10 protein-coding genes and 1 tRNA gene are annotated in these 17,448 nt (G+C 50.9%); 6 read left to right on the forward strand and 5 right to left on the reverse strand.

Annotated features, from left to right (window positions below; all coding sequences use genetic code 11):
- Positions 1 to 259 precede the first annotated feature (259 nt).
- The gene (locus tag ACN0YH_RS04890) at positions 260 to 658 is read right to left on the reverse strand and encodes a DUF1353 domain-containing protein (RefSeq protein WP_417378440.1); all 399 of its coding nucleotides are present in this window, start codon (positions 656 to 658) and stop codon (positions 260 to 262) included.
- A 182-nt stretch (positions 659 to 840) separates the two neighbouring features.
- Between ACN0YH_RS04890 and ACN0YH_RS04895 the strand changes: the two genes are divergently transcribed.
- The 5 genes from ACN0YH_RS04895 (at position 841) to ACN0YH_RS04915 (ending at position 7,018) form a co-directional block, all read left to right on the forward strand.
- Positions 841 to 1,449: an SOUL family heme-binding protein gene (locus ACN0YH_RS04895; protein ID WP_417378441.1), complete on the forward strand. Its 609-nt coding sequence runs from the start codon at positions 841 to 843 to the stop codon at positions 1,447 to 1,449.
- Between the two features lie 51 nt (positions 1,450 to 1,500).
- Positions 1,501 to 1,941, forward strand: coding sequence for a hypothetical protein (locus tag ACN0YH_RS04900; RefSeq protein ID WP_417378442.1), 441 nt, complete (start codon positions 1,501 to 1,503; stop codon positions 1,939 to 1,941).
- A 106-nt stretch (positions 1,942 to 2,047) separates the two neighbouring features.
- The gene (locus ACN0YH_RS04905; protein WP_417378443.1) at positions 2,048 to 2,929 is read left to right on the forward strand and encodes an alpha/beta hydrolase fold domain-containing protein; all 882 of its coding nucleotides are present in this window, start codon (positions 2,048 to 2,050) and stop codon (positions 2,927 to 2,929) included.
- A 211-nt stretch (positions 2,930 to 3,140) separates the two neighbouring features.
- Positions 3,141 to 4,376 carry a carbohydrate porin gene (locus ACN0YH_RS04910; RefSeq protein WP_417378444.1) on the forward strand — a complete coding sequence of 412 codons (1,236 nt, stop codon included), beginning with the start codon at positions 3,141 to 3,143 and terminating at the stop codon, positions 4,374 to 4,376.
- Between the two features lie 251 nt (positions 4,377 to 4,627).
- Positions 4,628 to 7,018, forward strand: a complete 2,391-nt coding sequence (locus ACN0YH_RS04915; protein ID WP_417378445.1) for an ATP-binding protein — start codon at positions 4,628 to 4,630, stop codon at positions 7,016 to 7,018.
- Between the two features lie 93 nt (positions 7,019 to 7,111).
- Here ACN0YH_RS04915 and ACN0YH_RS04920 read toward each other — a convergent pair whose 3' ends face one another.
- The 4 genes from ACN0YH_RS04920 to ACN0YH_RS04935 all read right to left on the reverse strand — a co-directional run bounded on the left by ACN0YH_RS04920 (position 7,112) and on the right by ACN0YH_RS04935 (position 16,070).
- Positions 7,112 to 12,244 carry a PVC-type heme-binding CxxCH protein gene (locus ACN0YH_RS04920; protein WP_417378446.1) on the reverse strand — a complete coding sequence of 1,711 codons (5,133 nt, stop codon included), beginning with the start codon at positions 12,242 to 12,244 and terminating at the stop codon, positions 7,112 to 7,114.
- A 213-nt stretch (positions 12,245 to 12,457) separates the two neighbouring features.
- Positions 12,458 to 13,780: a DUF1501 domain-containing protein gene (locus ACN0YH_RS04925; protein WP_417378447.1), complete on the reverse strand. Its 1,323-nt coding sequence runs from the start codon at positions 13,778 to 13,780 to the stop codon at positions 12,458 to 12,460.
- 585 nt (positions 13,781 to 14,365) lie between these two features.
- Positions 14,366 to 14,439 (reverse strand) — tRNA-Arg (locus tag ACN0YH_RS04930).
- A gap of 236 nt (positions 14,440 to 14,675) precedes the next feature.
- Positions 14,676 to 16,070 (reverse strand): neutral/alkaline non-lysosomal ceramidase N-terminal domain-containing protein, encoded by a 1,395-nt coding sequence (locus ACN0YH_RS04935; protein WP_417378448.1) that lies wholly within the window; start codon positions 16,068 to 16,070, stop codon positions 14,676 to 14,678.
- Between the two features lie 433 nt (positions 16,071 to 16,503).
- On the opposite strand from ACN0YH_RS04935, the gene ACN0YH_RS04940 reads away from it, so the two are divergent.
- Positions 16,504 to 17,448 carry a hypothetical protein gene (locus ACN0YH_RS04940; protein ID WP_417378449.1) on the forward strand — a complete coding sequence of 315 codons (945 nt, stop codon included), beginning with the start codon at positions 16,504 to 16,506 and terminating at the stop codon, positions 17,446 to 17,448.

The raw sequence follows: 17,448 nt of genomic DNA on the forward strand, positions 1-17,448 counted from the left end.
ATCCACGTTTGTCAGCAGATGGCCATTACCGCGCATCATATCATTCATCCCATTCTATTGCGACCGTGATTTTTACAGGAAATTTCACGCAAACAACATGCCACAATATTGAGTTTTCACCAGTGTTCCGAAAGCCTGTATGACCTGCCAGACAGGGCCCCCTTTGATCCTGGCAACGGGATCACCATTGATCGACCGGGTATGACAAATTGACCATCCCAGCCAGCATGGAACCCGACAGTTGGTATCCTTAGCGAGTTCACACCAAGCGGCTCTTTTTCCGTGCCCGATCCCAGGCAAATCGAGACCCCAGCCGAATCAGCAACCAACCCAGCCACGACTGAAACAGATTGGCACGACTTGCACCAGCCCGTGCGGTCAACCGCCAGATCGTATCTGTTTCACACCTCGTGAATTGACCTGTCGCATACAATCGGTCATGAATTACCCCCGCCAGATCAACCCGGGCAGGGTCAATCAGAATCTGGATCACACGGGGCAGAGAACGAAAGTCGGAAACAAAACCGGCGGGGACCACAATCTCTGCATCACGCACTTTTACCTCGAGAAAACGTAATAACCTGCGGCTGCCATCGGGAAGACGCTCTGCCAGGAGGGGACCACTCACCAGCAATACCTTCTGGTCTGTCTCATTCATCGAAATCCGCTCCCTAAATAAATCATCCGGCAAACGAGGTTTCAATTAAAAATAACATTTGCCAATCACTGCCTTTTGACTAAAGTCTTTATAGACAGATTTTTTAATTCTTGTAGTTCAAAAACGGCTGCGCATAAATGAATCATGAATCGCACCAAAAACCTGGGGTAAATGGAAAGAAGATGATCTACCTTGGCACCGCTACGGTACTGTGCATACTTCTATACTTTGCCTGGAAGTTCACAGCCCGAAACGCATACGAGTCAGCCCGGTACACGGTCGTTGAAGCAGCCGGACCATTCGAAATACGCGAATACCCCGATCTGATGCTCGTATCCACAGACAGCAAAGCACAGCCCACAAACCAGGATGGCCGCTTCATGCGATTGTTCCGGTACATCGATGGCGCGAATCAGCAGGAACAGAAAGTCTCCATGACCACCCCCGTATTCATGGATCCCGAGAATAAACCCTCTGACAGACAGATGTCATTTGTGATCCCCCAACAGACCGCAGCTCAGGGAATACCGGTACCCACGGGGGAGAATGTCCGCATCCAGCAACGCGAGGGGGGGCGGTTTGCCGTCTATCGCTTCAGCGGGCGGATGAACCAGGACACCACCGCCAAAGCCGAACAGAAATTACGTGACTGGATGAAACAAAAAGGATTCAACCAGTCAGGCAACCTCGAATCCGCCGGCTATGATCCCCCCTGGACACCAGGTCCGTTTCGTCGGAATGAAGTTCTAATTCGAATGGAACAGTCAGAAGACACTAATCCAGATAATTAATGATCCATCCAGTGCGTAAATTCTAGATCCTTAACCGGGGCATCTGCTATCGTGAAAACCCTGTTCCTGCTGCAACTGGTTTCCACCTTCTACATGGTAGGCCTGATCTGGTTTGTTCAGATCGTCCATTACCCGTTATTCGCATTGGTCGGCCGTGCCCGCTTCACCCGCTACCAGCAGGCTCATCAATGGCGCACTTCTTTCGCTGTCGGACCAATGATGCTGACGGAAGCCGCCACCACCGTCGCCATCGTCTACTGGCCTCCCCCCGGCATGGGTCCCGCTTTCACCTGGACCGGCGTCGGACTGCTGTTTGTCGTCTGGCTCTCCACAGCCCTCCTGCAGGTTCCCCGGCATCATGTGCTCGGCGCCCGCTTTTCACCGCGCCATCTCCGGGGACTTGTGATCTCCAACTGGGTCCGCACCATCGCCTGGACCGCGCGCGGCGTGTTGCTGCTGATTTATCTCTTTCAGGTTTTCCCAGTTCAGTAAATATTCGGCGCGTCCCATTGGCGGTCCGGTGTCATTTGCAAGAGCAGGGGGCTACAATTAATAGACTATTTATCCCGTTCTCGTCTGCGAACCGAAAGAGACTTCAATGAGATATCACTACTCGCTGAAACTGTTTCTGCTGCTGTCACTGCTGTCTTTCCCGGAAAGGAGTTTTGCTGTGGAACCCTATCAGCAGATCAATGACATAGAGTACGCGACTGCCGACAATCATCGGCTCCTGCTCGATCTCTATCTGCCAAAAACAAAAGAGCAACCACCTCTTCTGGTCTGGATTCATGGCGGTGCCTGGCGGGCTGGCTCCAAAAACAATATGCCACTCAGCGAACTGGTTCAACACGGCTTCGCCGTCGCCAGCGTCGATTACCGCCTCTCACCCGTCGCGAAGTTCCCTGCCCAGATACACGATATCAAAGCCGCAATCCGCTTCCTGCGGGGCTCTGCCGAGAAATATGGATACAATGCAGACAAGATCGGTATCCTCGGTTCTTCCGCAGGCGGCCATCTCGTTGCCTTAATGGGTGTCACCAATGGAAACCAGCAGCTAGAAGGAGATCTCGGCGACTTCGACAATGAATCATCCAGCGTACAGGCCATTGTCGATTATTTCGGCCCAACCAACTTTCTGACGATTCTCCCCCAGTCCACACCGCACGGCTTAAGCGTCCGTATTCCTGCACTGAAACTCTTGCTCGGCGATCGACCGGAGAAAAAACCCGACCTCGCCCGTCTGGCCAGCCCGGTCTTTCACGTTGATGACAAAGCCCCGCCACTGCTCATGATTCACGGCGACCAGGACCCGCAAGTCCCCATCAACCAGTCACACGAACTGCAAGCCAAATACGTACAACACCAGCGCGACGTCACCTTCAAAGTCATTCATGACGGCGCACACGGCGGCCCGGAGTTCTTCGACGCCGAACGCATGCAGCTCGTCGAAAAATTTCTGCGAAAACACCTTACCAAGTAGGGAGCAGCGCCTTATGTGTTGATCCGCGCGACCACATCATATCGGTTCACACCGATTACGAGACTCCCCAAAGGGCACCGGAAAACTCAACCCAGTCCAGCCAGACAACCAATCTGGATAAAGACTGCCAAATATGCCGAATATAAGAGAATACATAACTCTGTAATTTTATTCTGACATCGAAGGTGTTGCGCGATCGGGGAGCGTGACTGTGCGGCTTAAGATCTTTATTTTATTCAATTTCCTGCTGGTGGCGCTCCCTGCCTACCAGTCAGTCGGGCAGGAATGCGCGGTTGATACTGTGGTAGCAGAGGCCGCGTCAATGGGTTGCGTCCCCGCAAGTGAATCAGCAGGTATACCAGATCAGAGTTTCCTCGATTCTGTACTGGATGCTGATAACGGCATCTCCTTTAAACCCGTCTACTACGGTGAAGTCTTCACCAACGCACACGGAGGAATCACTACAAAGAACTCAACCCACTATGAAGGACTGCTCGACCTTGCCTTCTCATTCGATCTTGAGAAAATGCAAGCCGCTCTCCCGGGACGCGTTAATTTACTCTTTCAGAATACCCATGGCCGGGGGCTGGAACAGAATGTCGGCGCGACGCAGATCATCAGTAACATTGACTCGCTCGATAACATCACCCAGTTCAGCGAACTCTGGTGGGAAGTCGATCTCTACGAAACCGGGATCACCATGCGCGTCGGCAGGCAGGATCTCAGTTCTGAATTTGTCACCATGGATACCGCCAGCGATTTTATAAACTCGGCATTTGGCTTGTCTCCCTCAGCCGGGCTCCCCTCGTTTCCCGCTCCCAGCCCGGCGGTAATCATGATGACAGACCTCTCGAACGACCTCAGCATCAGGGGGGGGATCTGGGATGCTTACCGCAGTAATGAAGCCGGCATCTTTTCAAATAATGGTTCCGCACTCTTTATTGGCGAATTCGAATACCGATACTCAACCCCGTTCAGGCAACTCCCCGGCATCTTCACCGCAGGTGTCACCTATGAAACACCCGGCGCAATCCCTGCAGGTGCCATCCCCAGCGCCTTCGGCTATTACTTTCAGATCGAGCAAATGTTGTTTCGGGAACCGGGCAGCAATGATGAAAACCCCCAGGGACTGACCGTCTTCGCCCAGCACTTTCCGACCGAGAGCAACGGCAACTCACCTTTCCCCCAGATACCCAAAGATGTCCTGGCGGGTCTCACATATACAGGTCTGATCAACGGTCGCGACAAAGACATCGCCGGAGCAGGCCTCGGCTGGGTCGAATTACAGAACTCAGGCACGAATGAGGAACTGATGGTGGAAGTCTTCTACAAAGCAATCGTGAATGACAATCTGACCATCCAGCCCGATCTCCAATACTTCAACAGCCCCTCAGGCATCTACCCCGACGCTTTCGTCGCCGGTGTTCGCTTTCAGCTGGATCTGTAAATCATCGGCTGACAAATTGCCGCGGTTGGTTTCCAGATGCTCCCCCGCATAGAAAAAAACAGGTGTTATACGCTGGGCATGTTTCATTTACCGGGGTCTTCTCATCTGATGAAATCATCCTGAAAGAGTCCCTCTCATACACATCATAAGTCTTATTTTCGAATGGCTTATTGAATTCTGCAATAAAACCCCATAAACTGTACAAAGTACTGAGATGTGATTTTCAACTGTTTTTAGACGGAGATCTGTGCGTGACTGACACAGCCCGTATCTCTGCTCACATGCTCAGAGAGGGGCGACGAAATATCGCGGAAACCATTTGCTCGCATTTGGAATCCTCGTCTTCTTTGAATAAGGAGATCGCTCCTGTTACCAGACTTGAACAGTCTGAGACCCACATTCATATTCTCGCTGCCTGTATTGAATTCCAAAGCCCGGTTCTGCTGAATGATTATGTACAATGGGTAACCCGGCTTCCCGAATCTGTCTCCCCCTATTTTTGTGAGATCTCTCATTTTCTGGATGAACTGGTCTGCATCGTTGAAGCAGAGTTTCCTCAGGAAGTTGCAGGGGTCGTACAACATTACATAGACACAGCCAGGGATTCACTTCTGGCCGAGAGTCGGGTTGAGCCCTCCGTGCATGCCAGTCTTCCCCAGGCACAACTCCAGCGTAATTATCTGGTAGCGCTGCTCGATACTCGTCGCAACGATGCTTTAAACATGGTGCTGAAATCCATCGAAGCAGGGGTGGAAATTGAGTCGATCTATCTGGATGTCATTCAGCCTGCGCAACACGAACTGGGGCGATTATGGCAAACGGGACAAATCTCCGTGGCACAGGAACATTATTGTACCGCCGCAACACAGTTTGTAATGTCACAGCTTCAGCCCTGGTTTCTGACAACCACCTCCGCTAACCAGACACTCGTTGCAACCTGCGTCGGCGATGAATTGCATGAAGTCGGTCTGCGGATCGTCGCTGACCTCTTCGAAGTGAACGGTTGGAATACCATTTATCTGGGAGCGAACGTACCACCAGAAAGCATTGCAGAGACACTCGCTTCCAGCGGGTCACAAATTCTCGCCATTTCCTGTACGATGACGCAGCATTTATTCGCTTTGGCTGATGTCATCGACATTGTGCGGTCCCACCCGGGATGCGAACAGGTGAAGATTCTTGCAGGAGGCTACCCTTTTAATATTGATCCTTATCTCTGGAAACGTGTCGGGGCCGACGCCAATGCCCTGGACGGAAAAGCCGCAATCCGCGTGGCCAATCGGCTGATCCAGTCCCGAAGTCAGGCAGAGAGCCAGTCTGCCTCGCCAGCGACTCCTCAACTGGATGCCCGGGTTCCCACAGGACTCCATCAGTCGGACGATGATCTCAGCAGGTTGAACAACAGCCTGATCACTTTGCAGCGCAAGCTTAACAAAGCAAATGTCGAACTGGCTGCGTTAAACAAAGCAAACGAGGAGAAGGCTCAAGCCTTACAGCTGGCCGACCGTCGCAAGGATGAATTCCTTGCCATGCTGGCCCATGAATTAAGAGGCCCGCTGGCACCGATGGAACTGGCTGTGGGACTGCTGCAGATGGATGACCTGAGCCCGGCTCTCATTCGAGAGTCTCGCGAGACCATGCAGCGTCAACTTCATCAAATGAAACACCTGATCAATGATTTGCTGGATGCATCCCGGATAGCGCATGGGAAAATTGAACTGAAGAAAGAAATACTCGACTTGGCGGACGTTCTGAATCGAGCCATCGAAACCGTCAATCCATTCATTCGGGAGAAGCAGCAAGACTTGAAGCTGGAACTGCCTGATACACCGATCTTCCTTGAAGGTGATGAAATTCGGCTGACACAGGTTTTCGCGAATCTGTTAACAAATGCCTCAAAATATACAGACAATAAAGGCACGATCTGGCTTAACACAAAACAGGACAGGGATGCCGCCGTGATCGAGGTCTGCGACAATGGATTTGGAATCGATCCCGAATTACTGCAGGATGTATTTACCACTTTCACCCAGGAGCAACGCTCGAAGCTGCATTCAAAAGGGGGACTCGGCTTAGGACTCAGTCTGGTGAAACAATTGGTCGAACTCCACCAGGGAAGTGTCTCGGCCGACAGTGAAGGTGCAGATCGGGGCTCAGTATTCTCCGTCAGACTGCCCGCACTGGAACCAGAGGAGAACTACACTTTTGCGGAATCCGACTCGATGGCGTTGTCTTCCCAGAACATTCCCTCCCGTCGAGTGCTAATCATTGAAGATACGGCTGGCATAGCCCGTATGATATCACTCCTGTTTGAAAAACTGGGCCACGAGCCACAGGTGGCCCCCAATGGTGCGACTGCGATCAGAATGTTTCAGGAAACCACCCCGGAAATTGTCGTATTGGATCTGATGCTGCCAGACATGAGTGGCCTGGAGGTGGCTCAAGAACTCCGCAGACTTGATCAAAAGAACTCAACGCTCATCGTAGCATTAACCGGGCACAGTGATGATCAACACCGTAACCAGGCACGAGAACACGGCTGTGATGAGTACTTCGTGAAACCTATCGATATGCAGGTCCTGCAGGAGTTGGCGACTCACCCGAAATTGATGACGATTAACGGATCAAGTGGGACGAAGTGATTGAATAACGGGCTACTGATAACTTATCTATCAGTAGCCCTCATATTCACGACGCCACTTGTAATCAATTTCATACTGAAACACTGTTTGTGTTTAATGATGATGATGGAAGGCAGCGTCTTTAGCATTCCCCCCTGAGAGCACGTATGCAAGCAGATCGAGAATTTCTTCTTTGTCCAACGTATTGAGCAAGGCAGCCGGCATGATGGAGACGGGGGAGTTACGTTGAAATTCGATAGAACTCTTCATGACCTTCTGCTCCTTCACCTGGGGCGGCCCTGTTACAATGGTCATTGAAGTCTTATCTTCAGAGACAATATTCCCATTAAGACTTCGTCCGTCTTCCAGCAGGAGCAGTACCGTTTTGTACTTATCCTCAATCTTACGGGAGGGCTCCAGAATCTCCGCCAGAATTGCTTTGGAGTCGTTCTTATGCTTCTTGACCACTTCATCAAGATTGGGACCGATGGAAAGATTTTTGCCGAGAGTGACGCTGTCCTTAGTCAATTTGTGACACTGGGCACAAGCAAGTTTGGTAAATATCTGCTGTCCCCTCGTAAAGTTTCGATGTTGTCCCACTCGCTTCAGGTCCGATTCCAGATCGGCTAATTTCCACTCAGTAATCTTAGTGACCTGTTCCGGATTTTTAGCAAGAAATTCATTCAGATCGTTGGTCACGTACATCGTTCCACGCATCAGTAGATGGTGGCCGGGAAAAGAGCAAATGTAAGGATATGCACCTTCTTTAGTCGGAGCAACGAACTCAATTACCTGCTCCTGACCATGATCAACGAGATTGCTGGCCCAGAGAATTTCTTCACTCTCCGGAACAAAACCAACCGAAAACCCGCTGGCCCCCAGGGCAATCGCTGCCAGGCCCACTTCATCGGCTTTACCAGGATTGACCAGCATGATGTTGTGAGGCATATAATCCGGATTGGCAAAGGTGAGTTTCACTTTCTTACCCGGTTTCACAGTAAGTTTCGTGACATCATATCGCATCCGCTCGCGAACAGTACCGACGCGAATGGTTGTGAGTTCAGGCGTATCGCTGAGAATACCTGATTTCTGTGTCGCCGCTTCCTCAGTTTCCGCAATCACACCGCCACGCATCGTGCTTTCAACGTTGAACCATAAATGCTTCACCGTATTCGCAGCAATCCGGGCGTGTGGCTCGGGTGACTTTAAAAGTACCCCCAGTAATTCCAGATTTCGATCGTTATGTTGCTGGTGCAGCCAGAGTGCCTCGAGCAGGTGATGTGCATCTTCTTTTTTATTCGGATCAAATTGTTTGACCCATTCTTTCGCAGCAGCGATCACCGCATCTGAATCGCGTTCACTCAATTCGACGCGGGTCCGGTGGCGTATGCCATCGATGGGCGACTTCAGATTGTCCAGCAACGCAGCAATCGGCTGGCCATCAATGGCGACCGGTTCCTGCAGGGGACGCCCCGTGGCAATCATTCTGTAAATGCGGCCGTGTTGATGGTCTCGGTTAGGATCGCGAACATTATGCTGCATATGGCCGATAATCACGTTGTGCCAGTCACAGAAATACAGTGAGCCATCAGGAGCAAATATCGCATCGGCAGGACGGAAATTCTTGTCTCCGCTCATCATCAGACCTTTTGATTTGTCCTCCGTTTCAGAGCCGTCGGCATTGAGCCTAGTGACAGTCAAATCGTCACCCGCAGGCTCGCCCCACACGGTACCCTTTTCGCCGTCACGCGCCAGGTCATAATGCTTGATGCCCAGAAAGCCGATCACGTTACAGATCAGGAAGTCGCCTTGCATGGACTCCGGGAAGTGGGCACTGCTGACCACTTCGCTGGCTGTCACAGGTCGCACTTCTTTCTTGAGCAATTCGTGCATTTTGAACCCGGCTTTATCCGGGCGAACCTGATAGGCACGGCCACCAGTACCATCCGTTGCGTAATGATACCCCCAGTAGTCAAATGAGATGCCATGCGGGTTCGGTGAATTGACCGCATGCATCGAAATAGTAAACCGCCGAGGATCGAATCGATACATGGCCGATTCACTAGCCTGAAGAGAAGGTCCCCATGGATGCTCGTGGTTATGCACCATGAATACACCGCTCTGCCAGTAAATGGCACCATCAGGTCCATAGATCAGGTTGTTCGCGGCGTGATGAGTATCGGAAGAATCGAGCCCCTGCAACAAAACAGTGCGGACATCAGCCACGTCGTCGCCATCAGTATCTTTAAGAAATACAATTTCCGGCGCGGAAGCGACCAGAACGCCGCCATTCCAGAACTCAAAACCCAGCGGATTTTGAATACGAGCAAACTCGGTCACACGATCCGCTTTGCCATCATTGTTATCATCATGCAAAATGATCAACGCATCGTCCATCTCTTTCAACGGTTCCCACTTGGGATACGTTGGCCAGACTGCCGCCCACAAGCGACCTTTAGTGTCGAACTGCATTTGCACCGGGTTGACCAGTTCGGGGAATTGCTTTTCATCGGCGAACAGGCTGACCTCAAACCCGTCAGCGAGTGCCATATGTTTGATGCCTTCCTCACCACTGATGTAATTCAGGTTCCCTTCTTTCACCGCACTGGAACTCTTGCTGCCTCCACCTACATTCGAAATCACCTCTACCGGTTTCGGAACGTTGCTGTCGTCAACTTTGAAATCCTCACCTTTCGCAACCGCCCAGATTTGGGCATCACGATTCATCGTCATCACATCCAGCATCGAAAGTTCGTGCTGCAGGACAACGGCATTAGTCTGATCGTTAGTAAATTTGAGAATGGAGCGGCCACCCCATACATCGTTACCATCGCGAGCGCGATAGCGGTTATTCCACTTGTATGCCTTATCCAGTACAGCCGACCGCAATGGCTCCATCGTTTGTGATGCGGTCACCTGGTGCCCGGACAGTGCCGATGAAATAATTTCAGCCAGCTGTCTGTTACCTTCCGCAGTCAGATGCACACCGTTGATCGTCAAAGGCGTGCTTGACTCTTTGAACATCTGCAGACTGGGGTGGAACAGGTCTACGTACGCCACTCCCGCCTCTCTGGCAGCCGCTGCGGTTGCCTTGGTGTAGGCGGCAAGTTGAACGTTGTGTGCCTTGCCATCAGGCACATTTTTGCTTCCAGTGTTTTCATGCGCAATGGGACTGAATAATACAATTCGGGGAAATGATTTCCCGTTCGCCTTGGAACCACGGGTCTTTTTGACAAAGTCCACGAGTTTTCTCTGATACGCGTCAGCCTGCTTTACGCCTTCGAAAGATTCATTAAAGCCGAAGAACGCAAACACGACGTCCGCTTTCACATGCCGCAGATTTTCCGTGATCGTGGCGGCACCTTTGCTGCGCGGGAATGAATCGACACGATCGCCGCTTGCACTCATATTACGAAAACGAACTTCCTTCCCCTGCAGTTCACTCTGCAAAAGCGTTTCCAGCCATCCATCATGCTGCATCCGATCAGGCAGCCCATTTCCCAGAATGGCAACGACATCCCCCTGATGAAAAGCAAAGGGCAGGGGATCACGATAACCGGCCGGCACATCAACCAGTGTAGGATCCTCAGCCTGGCTGGGTGATTCCGAACCGACTGACTTGGAAGTTGACTTATAAGGGACACCGGGCTTTCCATTGAAGGTCAGATATTCCAGCTTTCCACGTTTCTTGACATCGATCTCCATGGCAAAAGGAGCAGATACCTTCGTGATGCGGAATACCTCTTTTCGATTCTCATCCAGCAACGTCAGTGTAAAATCCTCCAGGCGGCCTTCGAATCCATTTCGGTTCCAGATACCAACTTTTTCAACGTCGACGGCCCGACCGAGATCGACTTCCCACCAGGGATTTTTTGTGCCGGCATTGGCAGTATGTGTCTGCCCCCCTTTACCCCAGTCCGAACTTTTATTGCCATCCAGCGCCTTGGCGGCAACTGCGGACCCCATGGTACTCGATTGCGAAGCCTTGCCGTCTTTCGCAATATTTTTTCCACCGCTGATTACTTCGATTTCCGCCAGCGTGAGGATGCGTTTGTCGCCCGGAAGTTCGATGCGCACAAACCGCGCAGGCTTTCCAGTCACTAGTCCCGCCGTTGGTTTCTTTGACTGCTTTTTCCCAGCCTTACCATTTTTCTTAGGGGATTGATGATGCCCCTTGTGTTTTGCTTCTGGCTTTTTTGTATTGCTGTTGGCAGGAATCGGACTTTTGAAGCCGGCATACATTTCCGGTTTGATCCCTCGCGCGTAAGTTCCATTGCCAAATGTGTTCGGTTTGAACGGCCCGACGAAGGCAACATTGGCGTCCGCTTTAATTGCGTCTTCCATTCCCAGTGCCCAGAAACACGCGTTGACCAGCATCCGGCGGTAGCCTTCATTCAACAGATCTTCAGGCGTCCCATAAAGCGTCGTAAAAACGCGTCCCTTCTTTCCCGAAGGAGATGTATAAGTCCGCGTCCATTCCGAAGGCATAGGCGGCTTTGTCTCGTCGGCAGGAGAATCCTGCTTCATACCGTTCAAAGGTTGCGCCATCGTCAGCACTTCACCATCCGTCGGCTTGCCCACATAGCCGCCCGCCTGTACCCAGATATTTTTTACACCCCGCAAAATGGGGTGATTCTTCTTATCGTCAATGACTTTGATGCGAGTGCTCTGCTTATGATTAGTTCCGTAATGCCCCACCCATGTCTGCCCCAGTACTTGATGACCAAACCCCAGCTCGTAGTCCTTGTCTTTGCTGTTGTAGGAATATTCCGAAAAGGGAGCAGTCGCAGGCATATTGAATGCATGCGTCGAAGTCCGTAGCCCCACCACCGGACCACCCCGTTCGAGGTAATCAACAAAATGCTGCATCTGTTCTTTGGGGAAATTCTGGAATCGCAGAAACACGACCGCGAGATCAGCCGTTTTAAGCGCCTCCATGCCCGGCATATTTGAGTTGCCCGCCACAATTTCGCCGGTTTTCGGATCGATATTAAACAATACAGTGCATTTAAAACCGTGATGCTTTGCCAGGATGCGGGCCAGTTCCGGCAGCGATTCCTCGGAGCGATATTCATGATCGCCTGCGAGAAAAACGATATGCGTTCCTTTACCTGGCCCTTCAGTCCCTTCATAAACCAGCGGCGCCGCACTGGCAAAACTGGTAACAAAGAGCGAAAGACACAGAGCAACAGTCCAGCAAGCGGATTTCAGGGAAGAGTCTGCAAAGGTGAGCAAAATATGTTTCATTGTTCGAGCGTAATCCGTAAAAAAGAGCGAAGAGCATCGGTGTGAATAATTTACTGATACTCCCAGTTTAGTTACGAACAGAAGCAGAAGCTAGCCTTTCGCTTCCCCTCCGCCAGAAAAAGCAGACCATTCAGAAAAGCGGGCAAGAAAGAAAGTTTGCGCGAGGAAACGCTTGATGTCTCAGAAACCGAACGGACCTGATAAAACCACGTTTCAGATCAATTCGGAAATCAATTCTCGACGCTCAAGAATATACCGGGGCCTGCCGCTATGATCCAGAAACGTTGCAGCAGAATCGATGCCCAGATGGCGATACAGCATCGCCAGCACGTTTTCGGGACGATAGGGGGCATCTACCGGTGCACCACCCTGATCATCAGAAGCGCCAATCACCTGGCCGGTTTTGATTCCGCCTCCCGCCAAAGCAACGCTCATCACGCGTCCCCAATGGTCGCGACCGGCGTTCCGATTGAATTTCGGAGTGCGGCCAAATTCGCCCATGGCTACCACCATTACTTTTTTATAGAGCCCTCGTTCATGCAGGTCTTCCACGAGAGCAGCAAACGCACGGTCATAAGGAACCCCCTTTTCCCTCATGCGTTTGACCAGATCGCGATGATCGTCCCAACTCGGACCGGTCACGCGTACGGAAGCCACGGTCACCCCATGCTCCACTAATCGGCGCGCGAGCAAAATGTTCTGGCCAAAAGCATTTCTTCCGTAGCGATCACGTGTTTTCTGATCTTCCTGGGAGAGATCGAACGCATTACGTGCCGTGTCACCCGCTACCATCTCGAAGGCTTCTTGAGTATATTGATCGAGCGCATCTCCGACACCGTTATTATCAATAATTTTGCGTGTGGCATCAAAGTTGGCCAGCAAAGCCTTACGATCCCGCATCCGCGCTGCAGTCAATCCGCCTAACAAGGTGAGATTGGGAACTTCGAAATTTTTAGCATCCGCATCGCGCGCGGTGATGAAGGGGTTGTACCCCTTACCCAACCAGGCGGCACGACCAAAACGCATATCGCGTGGCAAAGAGACATACGCCGGAATTCCGTCTGTATTACTGCCGCGCACTCTGGATGTAATACATCCGATACTCGGCATTTCGTTTTCCCTATTCTGACGATCCCGCAGGTAATAACCAGTTTGGGTCAGATGACTGCTCGTGCCATGGCTGCCTGAATCGTGATGAATCGAACGGATAATGGCCATTTTGTCGAGCACCCGCGCCTGTTCTTTCATGAACTCGCTGAACTGCACACCAGGGACTGCTGTGCTGACAGGATTGAGTGGACCACGATAGTCGGAAGGGGCAGTCGGTTTGGGGTCATAAGTTTCATGCTGAGCCGGCCCACCAGCCAGTTCCAGAAAAATGATGGCCGTATCCTGCTTTGAACTTCCTCGTTCAGCAGCATGCGCTTTGAGGCGAAGTATCTCGGGGAGAGAGAGACCGATGAAGCCGGTCAAACCAGCTTTCACAAAAGACCGTCGTGAGATGCCATCGCAAAATTCTGCAATTTGTCGAGACATTCCTGATCCTTTCCCTGGTGATTGTGGTGGGATAGATGCGGAGTCAGCAATCATTGCCGGTAAGGGGACAACAACACATCTACAATCACTAATATATCTGAACCGGCACTTCGCATCAACACTTGTTAATATATCTAGGCAGAATTCTCATAATTTCCAATCAGGGTGTACCTTGATATCTATAGCAGTGCGAAATCGCTCGTCATCCTCAATATCGTCCCTTCCAATTTGCGTGTCTCACATTTTAGACTGGATCCAGTTTTACTGTAGCGTCTCCAAGGCCATGTGGAACGAATATAATAGATTGAGAGACACTATGATTAAATGTGATGCGGTTGAGCACAGCGTCTCTGACAAGATTCTGCCTGATCCAAATGCCGCTGGAGACGCAGCCGTGTATATGTTCGAGATATTGAATGTCTCCGCCTTAGAAGAGACCATCAGGGCATGATGCGGAAAAGGTAGATGAAGCGGTCTGGGACACCGTGGCGAAGCCTAATGACGTTTCCGGTGACACTGACCAGAAACATCCAACCATCAGGCGATCAGAGATGGTACTCTCTATAGCGAAGATAGTAGAAAAAATACGCCCGGCTGGATTCGAACCAGCGACCTACGGATTAGAAGTCCGTTGCTCTATCCAGCTGAGCTACGGGCGCTTAAGTTTCCTGATAGACCCCATTCGTGTGAATCATGTTCGCAGTTATGGGCCTGTGGAAAGGTGCTGGATTTTAACGGGAAAGTGCTTTCATTCTCAATACTTACAACACTGAATGCGGTACTGGAATTGAAAAAATATTCACATCCGCGCCGAGATCGATCAAAAACAGCCTATTCAGTTCAGGTTGTGTGCAGGCCGAACGCAAGTAACTTCAGCAAACAAGGGGGAGGAATCTTATTCCGCCTGCTTTACCAATTCATGAATCCGGCGGATCAGAATTTCTTCAGTGCCTTTGTCCCAAGGGCCCGGCTGATTGTAATATATCATTGAGAAGTCGTATTCATAACCACCCTCAGCCCGCATCCGCTCGGAAGCCACATAGCCAAAAATATCGTTGGCATACGCAGTCACCCAGACCGCTTCACTGTTGAGTTCTTTCTTGAGCCGCAATGCATAGTCAACGACTACTTCCCCTCCCAGAAAGATCATTGTGAGTTGCCGACCGAATTTCCAGACTTGAACCGGAGCAGGGTACGATTGCGGAAGCTCTCCCTGCTGTTGGTAAACAGCCAGCATTTGTTCGGCATGTCGTTGGACCTGTGGGCGTGCACTCTTCAAAGCCTGTTTCAATTCCAGTTCCGAAGGCGCATCAAATGGCAAATTTGCGACGCCATACGCCGTTTTCATCTCCGCAGTGATCGGTTGCATTGGTTGTTTAAGAAGACGTGCGACTTCGACTGCGATCGCCCGACCGTGACCGATTGCCAGATCTTTCGCAACATCTTTTTTGCCGCGCACGGGATTCTGGTCGGCTCCACAACCGATCGTGCAGATCGCGACGATGTCTCCCTGTTGTTCCTCAATGTATGTCGCAGCGTAGCCGGCCCAGTCTCCATTCAGTCGATTGTAATCACTACCAAATGTCGTGCAGTGACAGGCATAGTTGAAGAGCAAGCCACGTAGTTTGCCCGTTGAGTCGGTCACGGTAAGCACCGGTAAACTGTGATCCACTGGACCATCCGGATTCACGCCGAACCCGGTCCATTTTCCATTTTTCAATACACGTCGGTTCTGTGCAAAACCGACTTTACCCGTCGTCATTGACATGGTTCCCGGCTGCAAATCTTCAATCGCCCGCCCAATCGTCTGAACAATTCGTTGCTCCACGCTGTTCCAGTATTTTTGTGAGTCGCCGCGTTGCGCCTCGGTCATGAGTGTGGCAAATATATTGGAAAGTCCTTCGACGGGTTGCGGGGCAGTATGCGAATGTGTGCTGCAGATAACCAGTTGATCGCGATTCAGACCATACTTCTGCTTGACCTCTTGAGTAATGCGGTCTGTAAAACCAGCGTCAAAACCAATCGAGTCCAGCGAAACCAGTGAGCAGATTTTCTGCCCTGGTGTTTTGATGGCGATCGCGCGAACGAACAGGGGCTCGTCAACACCTGCATACACGACAGCGCGATTTCCATAACCGGAAAGTCGAAGCGGGGTCTCCGGAGTGATCTCCATTCTGGCAAACCCGAAGCTAAAAGTAGGCTCAGCAGCAGAGACCTCATTCGTATTAAACAGACCAGCTACCATCAAAAGCAGCAGGCATAGCAGCCATTGGGGGAATCTCTCAATCATCTGTATCTACTCAAAACCAGTCACAATTCTCAGATGGCGGCATGCATTCGATTATGACCAGAAATCGTTCTCATGTGAACCAGTGCCATTGCAGATTTTGAGATTGAGTTGAGATGCATCAACTAACAACAAAGCCCCCTGATTGAGTGTCGTCGCGCCAGAAACAGGCACTCACATCAACGGGCTTTGTTGTAAGTAAGAGCGCAGGCTGGTCCGGGTTTGTTCGTTTATTTTGCTGTTTCCTCTATGAATTTCCTGTGAGAGTTTTCAGACGGATCTTGCATTTCAGGCTTCGAATTTCTATTTATAGTATTCGTCAGCTTTGTAGTGGATATACATTTAGCAAAACGGTGTATTTTAAGCTCAGACTAAATTTGCAATCCAAACGATTCTTCAGAAAACAGACTGCGTTCGCTAAAAGGAGACGTAGGTGATGCCCGGAGTAACAGTAACCTGTCCACATTGCCAGAATAAATTAAAACTCAAAAGTCCTGATCTGCTCGGTAGAAAAGTGAGATGCAAATCGTGTGAGACACCGTTTGTATTAAAGGCCGACAGCAAAAAAAAGCCGAAGCCCACTTCTGATGAATTTGAAGACGACTTTGGTGACTTCGATAATTCAGCCATGGAACGCGCCCGTCGTGCTCGCAAACGCAAAGGAAAATCAGGGTCTAAAAAAAGCACTCAATCAGCGAGTGAAAATCCTGAAAAAGCAAAAAAGAAATCGGAAGCAAATTTACCATTGCCACTTTTAATTGGTGGCTGTGTGCTGGGTCTGTTGATCACAGGTGGGCTGGGGTACTTTGTGATTACAAAGAGCAGTTCGCTCAGTGCCGGACAGGCAGCCGCCAAAAATGTAGATGTGCCGCAAAAATTCGCAAAATTCTCACCTGAAGTTGGCGATATTGGTGCTGAGTACCCCGCAGGCTGGAAAGTGGAAAACGGAGGCGGCCAGGGAGGGGTACAGAGCTGGGCGAAATTCATTTCTCCGGATGAAGGGGTCACGATTTCGATTCGCGGCAACATGGCCGGCTCTGCTCTGGGAAGCGCTGGATTAGCGATGAACCAGGGGGGTGATGCTGAAGACATCGAACCCCCTGTGGTTGACATTCACCGATTGATGAAACGGAAATTTGAGGATGATTATTCCAACTATGAAGAGCAGGGGAACTACACATTACTCAAAACCAAAATGGGTGATGCCTGCCAGTCGATCTTTACCACGAAAAGTCTGCTGGGTGGGAAACAGAAAGGCTACCGCGTGACACTGCTGACGGGCCGCGTACAGTTCAACCTGGTCTGCCTGTGTGATCCGGGGATCTTCGATCAAATGCGTCCCGCCTTCGATCATGTCGTCAACACGGTGCACGAAAAATAA

The organism is Gimesia sp. (assembly GCF_048262075.1).
Classification (GTDB): Bacteria; Planctomycetota; Planctomycetia; order Planctomycetales; family Planctomycetaceae; genus Gimesia.

Coding starts and splice junctions, on each gene's coding strand:
- ACN0YH_RS04890 (WP_417378440.1), bottom strand. CDS start 658: ATGAATGAGACAGACCAGAAGGTATTGCTGGTGAGTGGTCCCCTCCTG.
- ACN0YH_RS04895 (WP_417378441.1), top strand. CDS start 841: ATGATCTACCTTGGCACCGCTACGGTACTGTGCATACTTCTATACTTT.
- ACN0YH_RS04905 (WP_417378443.1), top strand. CDS start 2,048: ATGAGATATCACTACTCGCTGAAACTGTTTCTGCTGCTGTCACTGCTG.
- ACN0YH_RS04920 (WP_417378446.1), bottom strand. CDS start 12,244: ATGAAACATATTTTGCTCACCTTTGCAGACTCTTCCCTGAAATCCGCT.
- ACN0YH_RS04925 (WP_417378447.1), bottom strand. CDS start 13,780: ATGTCTCGACAAATTGCAGAATTTTGCGATGGCATCTCACGACGGTCT.
- ACN0YH_RS04935 (WP_417378448.1), bottom strand. CDS start 16,070: ATGATTGAGAGATTCCCCCAATGGCTGCTATGCCTGCTGCTTTTGATG.
- ACN0YH_RS04940 (WP_417378449.1), top strand. CDS start 16,504: ATGCCCGGAGTAACAGTAACCTGTCCACATTGCCAGAATAAATTAAAA.